This window comes from Nonomuraea aridisoli, assembly GCF_003236395.1.
In the GTDB taxonomy this organism is placed as follows: domain Bacteria; phylum Actinomycetota; class Actinomycetes; order Streptosporangiales; family Streptosporangiaceae; genus Nonomuraea; species Nonomuraea aridisoli.
On the sequence record NZ_POUD01000004.1, the window covers coordinates 81,235 to 98,753 of the forward strand.

Consider the following 17,519-nt stretch of genomic DNA (forward strand, 5'->3'; position numbering starts at 1 on the left):
GCCGTCACGGCGATCGCACATTGTCAAGCTGCGGCGTCGCGGGCCGTAGCCAGTGACACCACGTCACACGGTGCTGTGACGTCCTGTTACTGACGGGTGGCCGCGAGGGCTGCTGTCATCGAGGTATGTCACCACACTGACTGTCGCTGTCGAAGGGAGCCCGACGTGGTCTCTGGCTTGGCTGTGCCGTCAGGCTCCTCTGGCTGACGGCCGCGTGGGCTTGCGTGACTCAGAGCATCCGGACCTGCCCGCCTACGTGGTCTCACCCTCGGTCTGGGCCGCGTTCATCGATGGTGCCAAAAAGGGCGAGTTCGACTTCTAGCCTCGACCGGAAGTGAGGGCCAAGGGCCTTCGGTGTTCACCGAAAGTCCTTGGCTCATCAAAGCTCCCAGCTGACCGTCCTGCAGACGTCTGGCCCCAATAACTCGGTTCCGACTTCACCCTCCTGTCCAAGGCAGGGAAATACACCGATGGATCTCCCCATCGATCCAGGAGACTTGCCAACGATCACGCGCTGCTTCGTTCATCAGCGCGGCAGCGCAACCGTGACGGGCATCATCACGGCTGAGAGCGGCTTTGCCAGTGCTTGGGAGGGTCTTCAGTCAAGTCGGGCGTGCCTCGCCCGCCACCCGTTCGGCTTGGGCGCTTCGCTTGGCCTTCTGGTGGGTCTGGCTTTACCGGCCGGGGTCGGGGGGCTCCACGACTGACCGCCCAAAGCGGACATCCTGCCCGGATGAACGCCCGGCAGCCTGCCGGATGCGTGCCGAAGAGCATGTGACGAGCATGATCTCGGCCGTTTCCGCCTCTCGGAGACGAGCCGAGAATCGAGAAAGCCCAGGTCAGATGGGGTATAGAGTGGTAGGGCGCCCGGGGCTCGAACCCGGAACCTACGGATTAAAAGCCGCAGTTCTCAATGCCACCCACTATTGAATCGTGTCCTTTTGTGTCGCGATGTTATGCATTGTCAGCGCTCAATGTGTCCGGGAATGCCGCCCGGTGGCATGCCGTATCAGGTGCCGGTGAGCATCCGATGAGCAACCGTGCAACGGTTGGCATCCCTTGGCCATGTGCGCTTCTCGGCTGGCTGGGCAGTGTGGCTGGGTGAATCTCGCTGATGTGGACCGCTGGTCGATAGGCATGGAATCCCCGATTACTCGGCTGTGAGGCCCGCATCGTTGAGCCGCTTGATGAGGCTGGGCTTGCCCTGGTGTCGTTCCCGCAGGTGGGTGAGGCGCTGGGTGAAGGTGGTGACATGCTCGTCGCGGAGGGCCAGGGTGTGCAGGTCGCGCAGGAGTTCGACGGCCTGGTCGTATTCGCGGGGCTTCTTGGTGGCGATGGAGGTCTCCACCACCTCCCACGCGGCGTCGAGATCCTGGGCGAGCCGGTTCAGGCGCAGTTCCCTGGCTTGTCGTCGCTCCTGTTCCCGTCGGGCCTGCTCTTCGGCGCGCTGGGCGGTTTCCTGCTGCTCGCGTACGTGGCGGCGGGCGGCGGCGGCGTCCAGCAGTTCGGCGACCGTCCGCCCCGTCTCCGTCTTCTGGCCGGTGGTTTCGCCGCCGAACTCGCGCAGCAGTTCCCAGCGGACGCTCGCGGCGTCCTCCTTGATCACCCGCAGCAGCAACGCGTCCTTGCGTTTGGCGGGCAGAGCGCCGATCCAGGCAGTCAGGGCCTTCCAGTCGTGCTGTACGGGTCGCGCCGGCGGGCTGGCTTCGGCGGCGGCCGCGAGCAGGTCTTGGTCCAGGCGCAGGAAGTCGGCCAGTGCCCGTTGCGGCTCGCTGAGCGAACCCAGCCCCGGCGGGACGGGCGGCTCCAGCGCGTCCTCTTCCTCGTAGTCGAAGGCGTCCTCGTCACGCTCCCATGTCCCATACGCCGACAACCAGGCCAGATAGAGCGGCCGCAGGTCACCGGCGGCCAGCTCGGCGCGGATGCCGACGATCGCCGACAGCGAGCGTTCGACGTCGTCTTCCCAATACTCCTCCTCTGCCTCGCTGGTGAAGTCGAGGACGAGGTGTCCGCCGCTGGTCCAGGCGCTGACCTGCTCGCCCACGCAGTAGCGCTGGGCCTGCTTGGGGTCGAGCACGGCCTTGGGCAGGCGCAGCATGATGCGATGGGTGCCCCAGTTGGCCAGATACAGGTGGGCGTCGTAGTAACGCTCCATCATCCGGGCCGGGTCGCCGCGGAAGTCGCCCCAGTGGTACTCGTTGGTGAAGCTGGTGGCGGTGATGTGGGCCCGGGTGGACAGGGCGCGCACCTCGGCCTGCTGCTGGTCGGTGAGCGGCCGGTCGATGGCCAGGAACTCGTAGTACTGGTATTCGCTCACTGCCCTTACCCAGCCCAGCGGCGGAACGCGTGGATCCATTCGGCCCCGGCCGGTGGTGGGTCGGGCTGCGGCAGATCGAGGATGCCGATCGCTTGCTCGTGCTCGCCATGGCGGCAGATCGCCACGATGCCACTTCCGACCTGAAAGTCGATCGCGGTGACGGTGACCGGCAGGCCGAGCACGGTCGTCTCGAACGGCATCGCCAGGTTGTCGCCGATCATCAAATGGAAGCCAGAGAGCTGTTCGTCATCGCCGTAGGCGTCCACGATCGCCTGCTCGATCAGCTCATCCAGATGGTCGTCAGAGGGACGGCGAGTCACAGAAGCACACGATACTCCCGCGAGGAACCCTGGCGATCACGCTTGGGCAGAGGGCATGCTGGACCGTCAGGGCTGGGCGGGGGTGATGTCGGTGTGCGGGAAGTCCTCGCCTTTGAAGAGCAGAGGCTGGTCGAGGTCTTTGGCGAGGGCGTAGGCGAAGCAGTCGCCCATGTTGAGCTTGGCCTTGGAGTTGTTGCCCTTGCCGTAGGTCTGGTACGCCCGGCGAGCGATCCTGGCCTGATGGGGTGTTACCGGCTCGATGATGAGGCCCATCTCATCAATGAGCGTGTCGAAGGCGGTGCGTATGGCCTCACCACGGTTGTCCGCCACGATGGCCGCTTCGACGTAGTTGACGGCCGAGATGCGACACACGTTTGCGGCGATGGTGTGAGCGAATGGGATGGCCTCTGGCTCACCGTTAATGACGGCAATGATGGCGCTGGAGTCGATGATCACGCGGGAAGACCGGTGTCCGGGTCGTACAGATCTTCAACGGACAGTCGGTCTCGACCGAGGTGGGTCCGCATGCCGGAGGCAACGCTCAAAATGCGTTCGGCCCTGCCGGCGGCTTCGGAGCGGCGTTCCAGCGCATCCAGGCGGCGTTCGAGCACTTGAGCGGCGTGCTGTGTTTCCTCGGCCAGCCGGATGACCCGGCGGGCGAGGTCATGAATGGGCTCATGTTCGAGGTCCACGCTCACCGTCGCTCGACTCCCTCCGTCGCGGTGCCTGAGTTGCACCTCCAGCGTAACTGGTGGCCGAGCTTCACTCTGGCCGATGGCCAGCGTCCTTCTGCGGTTTTCGCAGAATCAGGGATTCTCCCCTGGCGTGGTGCCGGCGGCGGCATGCCAGGCTTTCCAGATCTCGGGGCGGAGTCTGCCGCGGTCGGCGACCGGCAATCCTTGTTCACGAGCCCATGCGCGCACTTGCGATGGGGTCGGCTGCTGGTCGCTTGGCTGCGCGATCTCTGCTGACGTCTTCGGCGGGAAAGGGCGCGGGGGAGTGTCGGTGGCCGGTGGGTGCCCATCTGAGCCGGATGTTGTGGTGGTGAAGCCGAGGCGGGTGAGGGTGCGGCGCCGCTTGCCGTACATGCGCTCCAACTGTGGGACTTGTGCGTCAAGGTAGTCGTGTACCTCGACGTCGTGCTTGGCGGCGGCTTCTCGCATGATCCGGCCGACGTGCTGGATCACCTTGCCTTTGAACGAGATCGGCATCGCCAGGAACAGGGCGTCCAGTCGGGGCAGGTCGAATCCCTCCCCTGCGACCTTGTCGATGGCCAGGAGCGCCAGCGGGCCTGCTTTGATATCGGCAAGGCGGGTGCGGACGTGGTCGCGTTCTGCGGCGTTGAGCCGCCCGTGCAGGAGCGTCGCGGCCACGCCCTTGTCCTCCAGGGCCGCGGCCAGGCATTGGAGGTGTTCCATCCGATTGGTCAAGATCAGGCTGTTCCTGCCCCGGCTCGCCGCGTCCGCGACGTCGGCGGCAATCTGGGTGGTCCGAGTCGCGTTCGCGGCCAGTTCGCCGTAGATCGCTTGGAAAGAGGCGCCGTCGTTTCCGATCTCCTCGGTGCTGAAGCCGGTCGCGTGAACAATGAGCCGCTGGGCGAACGACACGTCAGGGGTGATCTCATGCCGGATCGGTCCGCACTGCATTGTAATGAGCGCGTCCATCTGGTCGGCCCGGTATGGCGTCGCCGAGAGCCCGATCCAGCGCTTCACGGCCACCTGACGGATGGCGGCTTCGGCGGCCGGAGCACCGACCGCGTGACATTCGTCGACGATGACCATGCCGTACGCGTTCAGTAGCGATGGGTCGGCGTCGCGGTGGGCAACGGACTGCAGCATGATCACATCGACGACTCCGTGCCGCTTGTCCTTGCCCTTGCCCTTGGCGCCCACCTGCGCTCCGTCGAGGTCGAGGAACGTCGCCAGTCGTTCTTTCCATTGGTCGAGCAGTTCGGCGCGGTTCACGATGATCGCAGTGGGTACTTGGTGCCGGGCGATCAGTGCACAGGCCATCACGGTCTTGCCCGCGCCGGGCGGCGCCATCAGGACTCCCGTGAGGTGCTTGGCCATTGCGGTGACCGCCTCGTCCTGTACGTTCGTCAGCTCACCGGTGAAACGCACCGCGATCGGGTCATGGTCCGGCACCGTGGTGGTGATCTCGATGGCGCCGCCCGCTGCCGCAATCAGATGTTCCGCTTGCTCCGCCAGCCCTCGTGGGAGTCGTAGCCAGTCGGGGTCGCTGTCGTCGAAGCAGCGTACGAATCGCGGGGTGGCGAAGGTCGAGTACCGCATCGACTGCCGCCGGTAGAGCTCTGGGTTATGAAAGGCGGCCAGGTGTTTGAAAGCGGCGATCAGCGGCGCAGGCAGGCCGTCGGTCGAGATCGCCAGCATGGCACCAAGCCGCGCCTGCACCCGTTGAGGAGCGACACCCAGCGCGCCCCTACGCGGCTTGGCCGGCAACCTGCCCGACGTCGACGGCCCGGCGTCGATCTGGCCGAACCGCTTCACCAGCGCATCCACCTCGACCGGACGTAGCCGGCGCACACCGGACAGGAACGCGAACTGATCCTCATACGGCTGCCAGGTGCACAGGTCGCAGAACAGTGTTGTGCCCTGCTCCCGGCTACCACCATGCAACGGCAGCGCGATCAGATTCCCGAACCGGAACCGAGCCGCCGCCTTGACCGGCAGCGAGTCCTGCGCGGGGAACAGCCGGTCATAGCTGGCCAGCGACATCATCCCGCGCTGGTCGATCGCCTCCCGCAACAGTCCCATGCCGATGGTCCGTGCTGAGGCGGCCAGGACGGGCTCGGTAAAGAACACCCACACGTGGGCGCCGGCTCCGGACCGGGAGATCTCCGCCGCCGTATGGATGCCCGCCCGCGTACAGGCATCTGCGTAGGCGGCGGCGTCGCCCTGCCAGCCCACGCCGTCGAAATCGCATACCAGCAACTGGCAAGTGTCGTCGGGCAGCATCGGATACAGCCCGACATGGCCGTCGCGCCCATCGGCGGGTCGGCTCAGGTGCGTGATGAGAACCTCGTCTGTCAGCGGCAGAAACTCCCGCTCGGCGTCGTCCCGTTTACGCCAGAACTCCTTCTCCGCAGGGCTCCACCCGTGCCGTCCGGACTTGCGGCTGAAGAAGCGGGTCGCGTACACATCGCGGCGGCCGACGAACAACGTCTTGAACAAGGCGAGCTTCTCGGACGGAGGTGAAGCCGCGTCCGCGTACGGCAAGCCATTCTGTGACAGTTTGCCGGGTATAGCGGAGCCTCGATCAGGTCCGATGGGGCCGCGCCCGATCGAGGCTGAGGCTTGCTGCCGGAGAAGTTGACTGAGCCGGTCATTCTCCTCACGCAGCTCTGCGATCTCGACCAACGCAGCGTCCAGCCGCATCCGAAGCTCAACCGGGTCGTTCCATTCGGCCCACAAGTCCACGGACCTATCCTGCGTGATTGCCGCCATGCATCCAAGCGCCCACCTGAGGTGACCGTTTTCAAGGTTCCGACACTCGGGCGCGGCTCGCATCGGACAGTCCGCATGCAGGGGGCACGCCGGGATGAGACGCCAAACAGCGGCGTCGACCCCCTCAGGACCGTAACCAGTGGCGCATTGGCGCGAAGGGCATGTCCGTGTTGGCGTCGGCCGTTATGGTCGTGGTCATGCTCAGCCCATACAACCAGAACGAAGTGCTGCTTTCGATGATGGACAGCCTCGTAGGGGACCGCGTTGATTTGGAGCCGATGAGAAAAGCGTTCGAATCCGCAGCGGGTGACTTCGCGGCGAAGTTCACCGCTGCGGTGCAAGCGCGTTTCGCTCAGCTGGTCGTGCCAGAGGTGTTCATTGACGTGCCTGAGCATCCGGAGGAACTTCGCAAAGCGGATCTGGAGACTTTGGTACGGCCCGCCGCGGGCTTTCTTCGCTCGAATCCAACCAAGCGGGAATTGTTGACCACGTTGGATCGCATCCAGTGGCGGCAGCAGCAGCGTCCATCATGGATTCCGCGTCTGGACCGGCATGGCAAGCCACGATCGGAGCCCGGGGCTGACGCGCTTGATCCGGAAGCTTTCCCTGAGCGGCCTCTGGTGGTGGGCGCCCTGGCCGAGCTCGGCAATGTGACTGTTCTCCTGCCTGCTTCTGACCCGGAGAGGCCGGAGCTGGCCATGCTGCCTGGGGGGATCGGGGAATGGGAGGTGGCTCTGTGCACGCTCCTGGGTGTCACTGGCGAGCGCGGGCCCGCCACGACTGTTCCGATCGACGCGGAGGCCAACGAGGCGTTGATTCCCGCGGGCAGGCGCTGGTGGGCGGTCGAACCGGCGAAGTCGTTGCAGGCGGCACAGGATCCGGGAGTGGCGAGCGAGCTGCTGGCCACTTTGGCGACGCTTGGAGGGCTGCCGGTCACCGACAACACGCCTCGAGATCGTGAGAGTTTCGCCATTGCCCTCGGGGCCGCGGGGGACTGGCGCCACAGCGTCCGATGGGTGCTGGACGGATGGGACCCCGGCGCGGATGCGCACATACTGGCCACTGCCCGCGCGGCCGTCGCCGGCTGGGCGGGTGTAGGCAGGAGCGGACTCATCGTGTACGTGTACGGAGGGGCCCTGCACGGCACCGAAGGCCTGATCGCTGAGCCTGGTCCACTGCATAGTTACCTGCTGTGCGTGAGCCGTTCCGTCCATGGTACGGACGTGGTGGACGCGGTGGATCGGGTGATTCTGGCGTGTCCGGGAGAGAACTGGTGCCACCGAGACGGTTGTCCCGTCGCCGACTTTCCAGAAGCAGCCGAGTTGCTCGCGGCGATTGTCACTACCGGTGATGTCGCTGAGGTGGCCGACCAGGACGGTGGTCGGGCAGGTGAGAGCTACCAGCGGTTGTACGGGGCCGGTGGCACCGATCACGATCCGGACAGCGTCTTGGACTGCTTGGAGATGGAGCTACTGGGCGCCGGTTGGGTGGAGTTGGAGCGATCGACGTGGGAAGGCGGGTTGGAGGAGTCGTTGCTGCGCCGCGGCGACCACTGCCTGATCGCCTCCTACGATCCGATCACCCGCCAGCTTCATCTCGCAGACGGCAAGTCCCAGCTCGATGGCATGCTCGATATGCTGGCCGACGATGGCGCGCTTACCGGCGAGGATGAGTACGTGACCGTAGACACCAGCGAGCAGGTGGTCGAGCGGTGGGGCACAGACATCCTGACCGCGGCGGAGGATCATCTGCGGGGGCGTATCCAGGATCTGTCGCAACTATCCGTCCCAGTCCGAGGCACACTACTCGGGCTGCATCCTCATGCGGACGGAACCCTCAACGCCCCCGAATCCACAGCACTCGCGAAGGAACAGCTCACCGTCCTCGCCCGCGTCGCCAGCCTGCTTGGCGATGAGTGATCCGAAGACCCCGACCGGCAACGGGGCTCTCGACAGTCGCGGTCGAGGTCGTCATGGCGGGCTTCTCATCAGCAGGCTGACCAGTGGACCTAGTACTCCAGTGACACTTTGTGATCATGGTTCGGATCTGCGCTGGTAGTGACAGCGTCGGGCTGTTGCTTGGTGGTGGCGGCGCCAGTCTGACCAGCGCAGAACGTGCGCGGTAGAAAGGCGCCGGGTCAGGACGAGTGAGGCCAGGAGCCGGCGGATCTCGGGCAGGGTGAGCGGGACGCGGTCGTCGGTGGTGGGGGGTTGGGCGGCGGCGATGGCTGCCAGCAGCGCCAGGGCGAGCATGGCATGAGTGATGTGCCGGTGCCAGGGTGTCCAGCCGCGCACTTGGTAGTGGTCCGGGCCGACCTGTCCTTTGGCGGCTTGGAAGGACTCCTCCACCGCCCACCGGATACCCGCGATCTTGACCAGGGCCATGAGTGGCTGCCGGTCGGGGGCGTAGCAGCGGTAGAACGCCAGTTCACCGGTTGTCAGGTTGCGTCGGATCAGCAGCCACCGATAATCGTCGGCCTGGCCTTCGTCGATGCGGGCCCAGGCCCAGGCGTACCAGCGTGGGCCTTTCGCCCCCTGACCGGCGCGGTAGCGGTGCCAGTGCTGATCGTCCACCCGCGCCGCGACCTCAGCCGCGCTCAGTGGGACGCCCTTCAGTTCGACGCGCCGGTTACCGGCGATGGCCAGCACATAGCCCGTCCGGCGCGTTTCTAGGGCGGCACGCAGACGCGGGTCTTGGCCGTAGACCTCATCACCCGTCGCCCAGGCCGCTTGCACGCCGGCCTCAAGCGCGGCCAGAAGCATCGCCGTGGCCAGGGCGGGCTTGGTGGCGAAGGCGGTCTCGTCCGGAACACCGGCGGCCTGGCAGCGGCCGGGGTCGGCCAGCCAGGTGTGTTCGGGCAGGTAGAGCCGCCGGTCCAGCAGTGCCCGCCCGGCCGGGGTGGCGTAGGCGAGGAATACCCCTACCTGGCAATTCTCGATCCGGCCCGCGGTGCCGCTGTATTGCCGTTGCACTCCGGCTGAGCGGGCGCCCTTCTTGACGAAGCCTGTCTCATCCACGATCAGCACGCCGCCGGGGCCGAGCCGGTCGACGGCGAAAGCGCGCACGTCATCACGCACGGCGTCGGCGTCCCAGCGGGCGGTGCGCAGCAGCCGCTGCAGCGTCTGCGGACCTATCAGTGCGGCGTGTTCGGCCAGGTTCCAGCAGTTCTTGCGGTCGATGTCGGCCAGCAGCCCGCGCACGTAAGCCCCAGCGGCGCGACGCGGTTCGACCCGGCCGAACCGAGAGGCGATCCGGGCCATCAGCTCGTTGAAGATGACCATCCAGCCATCAGGGTCTACGCTGTGGCTCGCGGCCACCGCACGATCTTTTGTAGTCCTCACAAACTTCGAATGATCACGCGGTGGCCGTCGCCATGTGACCCCAACCCCTCAAGATCGCGAAGTGTCGCTGGAGTACTAAGCGGCGTAATCGGTACGGCAAGGCGCTGTCGCCGTCCACTGTGCAGCGGGTCCACGCCACCTTGCGGGCGGCACTTAACGAGGCAGTCCGCGAAGGTCTGATTGATACGAACCCGGCACGCCGGTTGCGTCTGCCGCGAGCCCGGCGTCCCCATGCCCAGGTCTGGACCCGGAGCCGGGTGGTGGCGTGGCAGGCCACGGGCCAGCGGCCGGTGATGGCGGTGTGGACAACCGAACAATTGACGGCGTTCCTGAACTACGTTCGCGAGGACGTGTTGTATCCATTGTGGTGGCTGGCCGCGCTGCGCGGTCTGCGCCGCGGCGAGCTCGCCGGGCTGCGGTGGGTGGACATCAGCCTGGAGACCCGCGAATTGACCGTCATGCAGTAACTCATCCACGTCAACGGCCAGCTACGAGTCGTCCCGCCCAAGAGCGAGGCGAGCCAGCACACGATCGCCTTGGACACCGAGACGATCCGCCTGCTGCGTCGGCACCAGCAACGCCAGCACCTGAGCCGGCTTGACAGCGCTGGCTGGGTGTTCACCCGCACCGACGGCCAGCCGATACGCCCGGACTACCTGACCTACCGGTTCCGGTACTTGGTGACAGCCAGCGGACTGCCACCGGTACGGCTCCATGACCTGCGGCACGGTGCGGCCTCCACGGCATTGGCCGCGCACGTGGACCTGCGCACAGTGCAGGGGCAGCTCGGGCACGCCAGCATCGTATTGACCTCCGACACTTACACCTCGGTCCTGCCCGAACTCCATCACGAGGCGGCGGAGGCCACGGCACGCCTGGTCCTCACCACTGCACGAAAAACAGGTCACCGGCTACGGAAGCGGACACTGCAGCTCCAACGTCGCCCCATGAACCGGCCGCCATGCTGAGCGTGGTGCCATATAAGTCTCCTGGTGTCTGTTTGTCCCAGACGTGAACCAGCTATGACCACCTCCTGATTTTTGATCAAGATGTGGAGTGAAATCGCAGGTCGGAGTGGCAGGGCGCCCGGGGCTTGAAGTCGGAACCTACGGACTTAAAACAAGAGCTCTCGTCAGCATCTTTACGAGAACCATGATCGATCGTAGGTATATCGCGTTGTCTGAGCCGGTGGCCAACACATGTGCGGCGACCGTTTCGGTGCTGTGGTCGAATAGCCCCTGGGTAGCGTCTTCGCCAGGCTGTCCACTCGTGGGCGTCGAGGTTCATGGCTCGGTCGGAAGGTGGCGCGCCGAACAGCGGTGCTTGGTGGAACAACATGGTGATCTGTCGCACGCTCCTGGCTCCCAGGATGATGGCCAGTTGGACCAGCGCGATGCCGCGGTCTCAGTCCGGTAGGCGATCCCGTCGGGCGGCGCCAGCGGCGTAGGAAGTATCGCGCCCCTGTGCCCGACCTGTCTCCTTCCTTCCGCGGTCACAGACAGCCGGAGGTCTCATCCCGGAGTGTTCACCTGATAGGTGCACCCGATTGCCGCCTTGCCGGTTGCGACGTCAACATGCGCATCCCCGCATGTCCGGTGCACCTTTTATGCCGTTTGAGGTGATCGCCCAACTCTCATGAATGAATACCCGAGGTCATTGCGCGATCGGAACAGTAGCGCCGTCCATGTCCAGCAGAATTGGACATGAAGCGCTACGCTCGTGTGATGGCAACGGCGGGAGAGACGCTTCGGGCAACGCTCAGCGAGAGCGCATACGGCGCCCTCGAGATACTTGCCGAGAGCACCGTCCCGCTCTCCGGCCGAAAGGTCGCAACTGCTCTGGGCGTTTCCCCGACCACAGCGAACACCGCGCTGGCCACACTGTCAGATGCCGGGTTCGCCATCTCGAAGAGATCAGGGAAAGCCATCTTGTGGCAGCTTGCGGTCTCCAACCCTTCGATCAGCGCCTGGCTCGAGGAGACAACGCCTATCAGCGCAGTGCCTTCGGCTGGATCCAGTCCGTACTCGACGGGCGGCGGTGGCGTCCGCTTGGAGCACTCTTACGCGGCGTGTCTGATTGCCGGATTCCTCGCGGGTGAAGCCCTGCCCGAGCTTGGCGATGCCGTATCCGTCGACACCATTCGACTTCAGGCAAGCGATCTGAGCGATGTCGACGACATCCTCATCGAAGGGCGCGACTCTCACGGCGAGATGCACCGCTCCTCGATTGCCGTGCGCAGGAACCCTGCGCTCACCTCAAGCGATAGCGCGTCGGTTCCCCTGATCCGCGACTTCTTGACGGTCGTCACGGACCATTGGCCCGAGGCGGCTTCGGGGCGGTGGCGGATCGTACTCGCGGTATCAACGAACGCCAATGCGATAACACAGCTCGCTGAACTCGCGGAGCTTGCTCGCGCTCTTCCTGACGCGGCTGCTCTGGCGGATCGCTTGACGCAGCCGGGGCGAACGAATACCGAGATTCGCAGCCGGCATACCCACATCAAGGACCTGGTTCAGCAGGCATCGACAGGACTCGCCTCGACCAGCGGATTGGGCGTAGAGGAGCTGACCTGGCGACTCCTCTGGAGTCTCAGTACACGAAACCTGCGTCTGGAAAGGACGGACCGAGTAGATCGGACAACAGCGGTCAACACTCTGCAGCGCATGATTCGCGACGGCACGCCCGCCGCTGCCGACGCACTCTTCTCCCGAATCGAAGAGCTGGTGGGGGGATGGGCGCCGCAAGGCTCGGTGCTGACGCAATCGGTGATCCGCCGGAGCCTGAGCTCCTACTCGCTAGCGAGATCCGTCAGGTTCGCCAGCGCGTGGGAGACGTTGGATCGGCTCGGCGTTCGTCTGCGCGAGTCGATTCGGCCGGCGCTGCGGTCGGCGTCGCAGTCGCTGGAGTTGGAGCGCGCCAAAGAAAGATCGAGCCTCATCCAGGCCATGCGATCGGCGGGCGTGTCCGCCGGCGCTCTTGTGGTCACCGGCGATCCAGACGTCGGAAAGTCCGCCTTGTCACTACGCGCGGTCGAGAACCTCGAAATGGAGGGCGCCGCCGTCTCCAGTCTCAGCTTGCGCGATCTCCCCCATGCCCCAGCCGACCTCGAGACCCAGTTGGGTGGATCCGCTGTCGACGAGGTGATGGCAACTGGGGAAGTGCAGCCCATCCGTCTCCTTCTGATCGATGGCGCGGAGTCTGTTCTCGAAGGTAAGGGCCAGGTTTTCCGGACAGTCGCCACAGCCGCGCTGAGGGCTGGCTTCGGCGTGGTTGCCGTCACGCGCGGCGATGGCTCCCGCCAGGTTCGCGACGAGCTGGCTCGAGCCGTAGAGCTGGCTCAATCTGGCGGAGTCCCGGCCGAGTATGTGGTGCCGCCGCTGACCCACGAAGAGCGTCAAGCCCTTCCGGTGGCCTTCGCTGCCCTCGCTCGTCTGGATGACGACCCGCGCGCGGGGTGGCTTCTTGGCCGACCAGGTCTTGTCGACGTGCTGCTCCGGACGGGCGCGGCTCTCGATCCAGCCGACCTGCTATGCGAGGCGGACGTGTTTTCCGCGGTGTGGCGCAGTCTCATCCGTCGGGACGAGATCCATGCCCCAGGTACCGCATCCCCAGATGATCGTGAACAGGCCGCCCTGAGCGTGGCCAAACATGCTCTCGGCATCGCCGGCCAACCTCCTCATGGCAGCAGCTCCGCTGAGCTGCGCTCGGACGGCGTCCTTCGGGTGCCCAACAATCCCGCCTTTTCGCCAGGCGATGAATTCGCAACCGATCTGTTCCGTGACTTCGCACTCTGTCGTCTCTTCATCGCGCACGGATGGGATCTCCTTGCTTCGGCTGGCGCCCCACGCTGGTCGATCCGCGCGGCTCGCCTCGGGTGCCAGGCCGCATTGCTTCACCGCGACGACTCGAGTGGCTGGCTGAGTCTGTCGACGACCTTCGGTGAGATCGCCGATGTTCACGGCGATAGGTGGTCGGAGGTGCCGTATGAAGCCCTTCTGGCTCTCGGAGACGCGGAGTCGGCCATCCGCGAACTCTGGGGGCCTTTGACGGAAGACAGCTGTGCTGGCCTTGGGACCCTGCTCCGCCTCGCCCGGACCAGATATGTGACCGGCACGATGGGCGACGCCTATGCGCTCGCACCACTCGTGAAGGTGGTCTTCTGCGAGCGGCCCACGATCGAGCGCGGACCGGGGCTCGGCAGTCGAGCCATGCATGAGGCCGTCCAATACCTCGTCCTGGCTTGGCTCCGCGGTATGGCGAGTACCCGCCGACCGTCACATCCTCTGCGTCAAGAGGTTCGCGACGTAATCCTCGACAGCGCCCCGCCGTTCTACGACGACTTCGCCGTGGAGGCGCTCGCCTCCTTGGGGCCGGATCTCGACGACCGAGCGGAGGCGTGGCTCCGCGAAGTGGCCACGGACAGGCCGGGAGACCTCAACCCCGCGGTGGAGTCGGCGATCGTCGCAGTCAGCATGTCGCAGGAGCGGCCTAAGCTGCTGCTGGATCTCGCTGAGGCCTACTACATCGAACGCCCCGATCCACGTGATCGCTGGGGCGGCGGCTCTCCCCTCGACGATGGCATTCGGGACTTCCGTCACGGACTTACCCCCGGGTTCGCGGTACCGCAGGCTGCCTGGCACTACGGTCCCTTCTTCCGCCTGCTCAATACGATCCCGGTGGACGCCATTGGCTTCATCAACCGGATGCTTGATCACGCCGCCAAGTTCCGGGTTGAACAGTTGACCGCTCACGGCGACCGCTCCGCTGAGCCTGAGGGCGTATACCTCGATCTGCCCGGGGTCGGTGGTCGGCTCTATGTCGGCGACGGCCACGTCTGGGCATGGTATCGCGGCACGAGCGTCGGACCGCGTGCATGTACGAGCGCGCTTCTCGCGCTGGAGCGCTTCATTGGCCACCTCCTGGAGCAGCTGAACGTCCCAGCCCAAACGATCGTCGAACTTCTCCTTCGCCACTGCCACAACCTCGCGGTGCCTGGACTCGTGGTGGGCTTCTTGACTCGACATCGGGAGGTGGCTGGCACCCTCCTTGATCCTTTCCTTGCCTCCCCAGCCGTCTGGCACCTTGAGACCAATCGCGTTACCGGTGACTTCGGATTTCGAGGACGAGATGCGGATGCCGACAACTTGACCGGGGCTGACCGGCGTCGGCACACCTTCCATGAGACCGTCAGCGCGATGGTGATTAACGCTCGGCTCTCTGACGATGAGGATCGACTCGCTCAACTCCAGGCAGTCGGCATCCAACTTATCGAGAGTGCCCGCACCGAGCTCGCCGACGTCGAAGGCGATCAGGACGCCTACCTCGCGATGATCGAGAGCTGGGCGGAGGAGTTTCGCATCGAGAACTATCGAGCCAGCCGAGACGGGGACCAGATCGTCATCCGGTTCGAGCGACCCGAACGCATCGACCAAGTACTCGAGTCCCGCAGCGCCGATCTTCAGAGAGGAAACGCTCTACTCGGCCTCCAAAACCGCTACGGGCGCTACAACGATGCCCCCGAAAGCTGGCCTGTCGAAAACCTCGAAGAAGATCTTGCAACCGCACGTAAGCTCGTCGAGGACGAGCGAATCCCAGAAGAAGCGCTATGGCCGGAGAACGGCCTCGTGGCCGTCGCCGCGGCAGCAGTGCGAGCCCACGCTCTGGGACGCGCGAGGTTGGATATATCGAGCCTGACCTGGGCGATTGACGCTGTGATCTGGGCTGCCGAGAACCCACGAACTGATGAGATGACCTACAGCGGGACATGGTTCTCAATGGGGGCCGACCGTGCTGCGGCTGCGGCCGCTCCACTACTTCTCCTCGAGACATTCGACAACCTAGATCTAGACCGGCCGCGTGTTGAGAACTGTCTGCGGTCCCTCGCCACAAGCCTCTTCGATGAGGTACGTGCGATCTACGTCAAGGGCTGCGAGCCGATTTGGGCCATCCCGTGCGACATCGACGAAGGCTCGGCCCCATGTCGCCGGCACGGACCAGCGTGGATCGCCGCGACTGCGGGACTGATCGACTGCAGGCTAGGGCCGTGGAACCAAGAAACGCAGCAGCGGGAGCCTGATCCGCTGCCAGCGCCATTCCACGAGTCGCTCCCGGCCGTTGCCGACGGACAGCTCATGGTCAATCGGCTGCGGATGCCGTTGGCGTGCATGGTCGACGCCAGACGCGTGCCGTGCCTTCAGGATGCGGTCGGCGATCTCTGGGCGCCGCTCTGGGACGCCCACCGCAGAGGTCTCGCCCATTGGTGGGAGGAGGGATACGACCATCACGCGCACATCCACCACGAGCCGATCGCCCAGCGAATGATCACGATCGCATTGGATGGCGACCGAGACCCCATCAGGGCTCACATCGAGCATTTCGCCGCAGACTCCAACGCTCTGCACATGCTCTTCAGCGGATTCGGCACTGTCTTCACCTACGATGAGCAGCTTCGACGATCCATGGTCGATTTCTGGCCGTGGGCGCTGGAGGTCGCTCTTGATGCCGTTGGTGACGGAGCCGGGCTGCGCGCGCAGCGTCATCATTCGTTCGACTACATGACTGCGGCCCTGCTCCCCACCCCGAACGCAAGGATGTCGGACCCGGACATCGATGGCACTTTCGCTCGATGCCGCGAAAACTGGCTTCAGCCCGACGCTCTAGGTCAGCTTGCGGACCGCTGGCTACGCCTCGCCCGCTGGGAGCCCAAAGCCGCCGAGGCCGTGATCATCTTCGCGAAGAGCGCACCGCGACAGTGGCAAGCGACAACCGCGCTGGCCTGGATCGAGTCGATCATCGACCAGCGCTATGCTCTCTTCGCCAATCGTCTCTGGTTCCTGGAGGAATGGCTGGCGGAACTCCGCAACCGTGGTGTGATCGTCGGGGGCATTAGGAGCCGCTACCACCGGATCGTCGACGGCCTGGCCGCCGCTGGCGATCGAGCTGCGGTGAGCCTTCAGCAACTGGACGAGTAGTGATTTCGAGGGCGCGGCCACAGTGGCCGTAGCTGTGGGCCCAAGAACACAATTCTCGTCAGCGCGGGGTTCCGCTTTGTCGAGCCGAGCGTGCCCAGGGGAGCGGTCCTGCGCCGAGTCCGGCTTGTCCTCCGCCCGGACACCGTCCTGCGCTGGCACCGCGAGTTGGTGAAGCATCAACATACCCGTACCTGCCGGCCGACGCCGTGGGCGCTCGCCGACCGTCCGCTCCATCGGCGTACTCACCCTGCGCCTGAGTCGGGAGAACGCATCCTGGGGCTATCGGCGAGTGCATGGTGCACTCACCACGCTCAGTCTTAGGTCGCTGCTTCCACGGTCTGGGAATCCTTCAGCAGGAGATCTTGACCCAGCATTCGAGCGAGCCTCCGACCTGGGCTGCTTCCTGCAAGAGCGAGGCGATCCAGCACACGATCGCCTTGGATACCGAAGCGGTCCGTCTCCTACGCTGCCATCAGCAACGCCAGCACGTGCAGGACCTCGACACTGGCGGCTGGGCGTTTGCCCGCGCTGGCGGCCAGCCCGATACGCCCGGACTACCTGACCTACCGGTTCTGGTTTGGTGAAAGCCAGCGGCCTGCCGCCAGCACTGCTGTACGCACGACCTACGACACGGCGCCGCCTCCACAGCGTTGGCCGCGCACGTGAACCTGCGTACTGTCCAGGGACAGCTCGGGCACGCCAGCATCGTGCTGACCTCCGACACTTACACCTCGTTCTGCCCGAACTCCATCACGCGGCGGCGGAGGCCGCGGCACGCCTGGTCCTCACCACAGCGCGAAGAACAGGTCAAAGGCTACAGAAACGGACGACCCAGTTTCGGCGTCGTTCCACGAGTCGACCGCCACGTAGCGCCTTTGCCGGAAAGGTGTCGCGGTGTCGGTTTGTCCCAGGCGTGACCCAGCTATGACCCACCTCTTGATTCTTTGATCAAGGGGTGAGGCGAATCTGCAGGTCAGAGTGGTAGGGCGCCCGGGGCTCGAACCCGGAACCTACGGATTAAAAGTCCCGGGGAATTGCGTGTCGATCATTACCGAACAAGATCTTTCAGTGCCATCTGTGCAGCTCAGCGTTGTTTACCAACGCCA

The 17,519-nt window shown here is 65.1% G+C and carries 11 protein-coding genes and 1 pseudogene; 6 read left to right on the forward strand and 6 right to left on the reverse strand.

The window, feature by feature from the left end; translation table 11 throughout:
• Positions 1–214: 214 nt before the first annotated feature.
• Complete coding sequence (locus tag C1J01_RS51855) at positions 215–322, forward strand: DUF397 domain-containing protein (RefSeq protein WP_235854193.1); 108 nt, start codon at positions 215–217, stop codon at positions 320–322.
• An 828-nt stretch (positions 323–1,150) separates the two neighbouring features.
• On the opposite strand, the gene C1J01_RS02115 is transcribed toward C1J01_RS51855, so the two are convergent.
• The 5 genes from C1J01_RS02115 to C1J01_RS02135 form a co-directional block, all read right to left on the reverse strand.
• Entirely contained in the window at positions 1,151–2,317 is a 1,167-nt protein-coding gene (locus tag C1J01_RS02115; protein ID WP_111175344.1) for a hypothetical protein, read from the reverse strand.
• Between the two features lie 5 nt (positions 2,318–2,322).
• On the reverse strand, positions 2,323–2,637 hold the full coding sequence (locus tag C1J01_RS02120; protein ID WP_111175346.1) for a hypothetical protein: 315 nt from the start codon (positions 2,635–2,637) through the stop codon (positions 2,323–2,325).
• A 66-nt stretch (positions 2,638–2,703) separates the two neighbouring features.
• A complete protein-coding gene (locus C1J01_RS02125; RefSeq protein WP_111175348.1) occupies positions 2,704–3,093 on the reverse strand; it encodes a type II toxin-antitoxin system VapC family toxin in 390 nt (129 codons plus the stop codon).
• A complete protein-coding gene (locus C1J01_RS02130; protein WP_111175350.1) occupies positions 3,090–3,335 on the reverse strand; it encodes a hypothetical protein in 246 nt (81 codons plus the stop codon). The genes C1J01_RS02125 and C1J01_RS02130 overlap by 4 nt, the downstream gene beginning before the upstream one ends.
• 108 nt (positions 3,336–3,443) lie before the next feature.
• Positions 3,444–6,074 (reverse strand): TOTE conflict system archaeo-eukaryotic primase domain-containing protein, encoded by a 2,631-nt coding sequence (locus C1J01_RS02135; RefSeq protein WP_181448527.1) that lies wholly within the window; start codon positions 6,072–6,074, stop codon positions 3,444–3,446.
• 224 nt (positions 6,075–6,298) lie between these two features.
• Between C1J01_RS02135 and C1J01_RS02140 the strand changes: the two genes are divergently transcribed.
• Positions 6,299–8,020 carry a hypothetical protein gene (locus C1J01_RS02140; protein WP_146615445.1) on the forward strand — a complete coding sequence of 574 codons (1,722 nt, stop codon included), beginning with the start codon at positions 6,299–6,301 and terminating at the stop codon, positions 8,018–8,020.
• Between the two features lie 114 nt (positions 8,021–8,134).
• Here the strand turns inward: C1J01_RS02140 and C1J01_RS02145 are convergent, their stop codons facing one another.
• Complete coding sequence (locus tag C1J01_RS02145; protein WP_111175382.1) at positions 8,135–9,361, reverse strand: IS701 family transposase; 1,227 nt, start codon at positions 9,359–9,361, stop codon at positions 8,135–8,137.
• A 341-nt stretch (positions 9,362–9,702) separates the two neighbouring features.
• Between C1J01_RS02145 and C1J01_RS51080 the strand changes: the two genes are divergently transcribed.
• From C1J01_RS51080 to C1J01_RS53640, 4 genes and pseudogenes are all read left to right on the forward strand, one after another.
• Positions 9,703–9,909, forward strand: a complete 207-nt coding sequence (locus C1J01_RS51080) for a site-specific integrase (RefSeq protein WP_146615446.1) — start codon at positions 9,703–9,705, stop codon at positions 9,907–9,909.
• Positions 9,910–9,912: 3 nt separating this feature from the next.
• Positions 9,913–10,410, forward strand: coding sequence for a tyrosine-type recombinase/integrase (locus C1J01_RS02155; protein WP_111175358.1), 498 nt, complete (start codon positions 9,913–9,915; stop codon positions 10,408–10,410).
• A 735-nt stretch (positions 10,411–11,145) separates the two neighbouring features.
• Complete coding sequence (locus tag C1J01_RS02160; protein ID WP_146615447.1) at positions 11,146–16,413, forward strand: helix-turn-helix domain-containing protein; 5,268 nt, start codon at positions 11,146–11,148, stop codon at positions 16,411–16,413.
• Positions 16,414–17,030: 617 nt separating this feature from the next.
• Positions 17,031–17,330, forward strand: a pseudogene (locus tag C1J01_RS53640) (site-specific integrase); the annotation flags it as partial.
• Between the last annotated feature and the right edge of the window lie 189 nt (positions 17,331–17,519).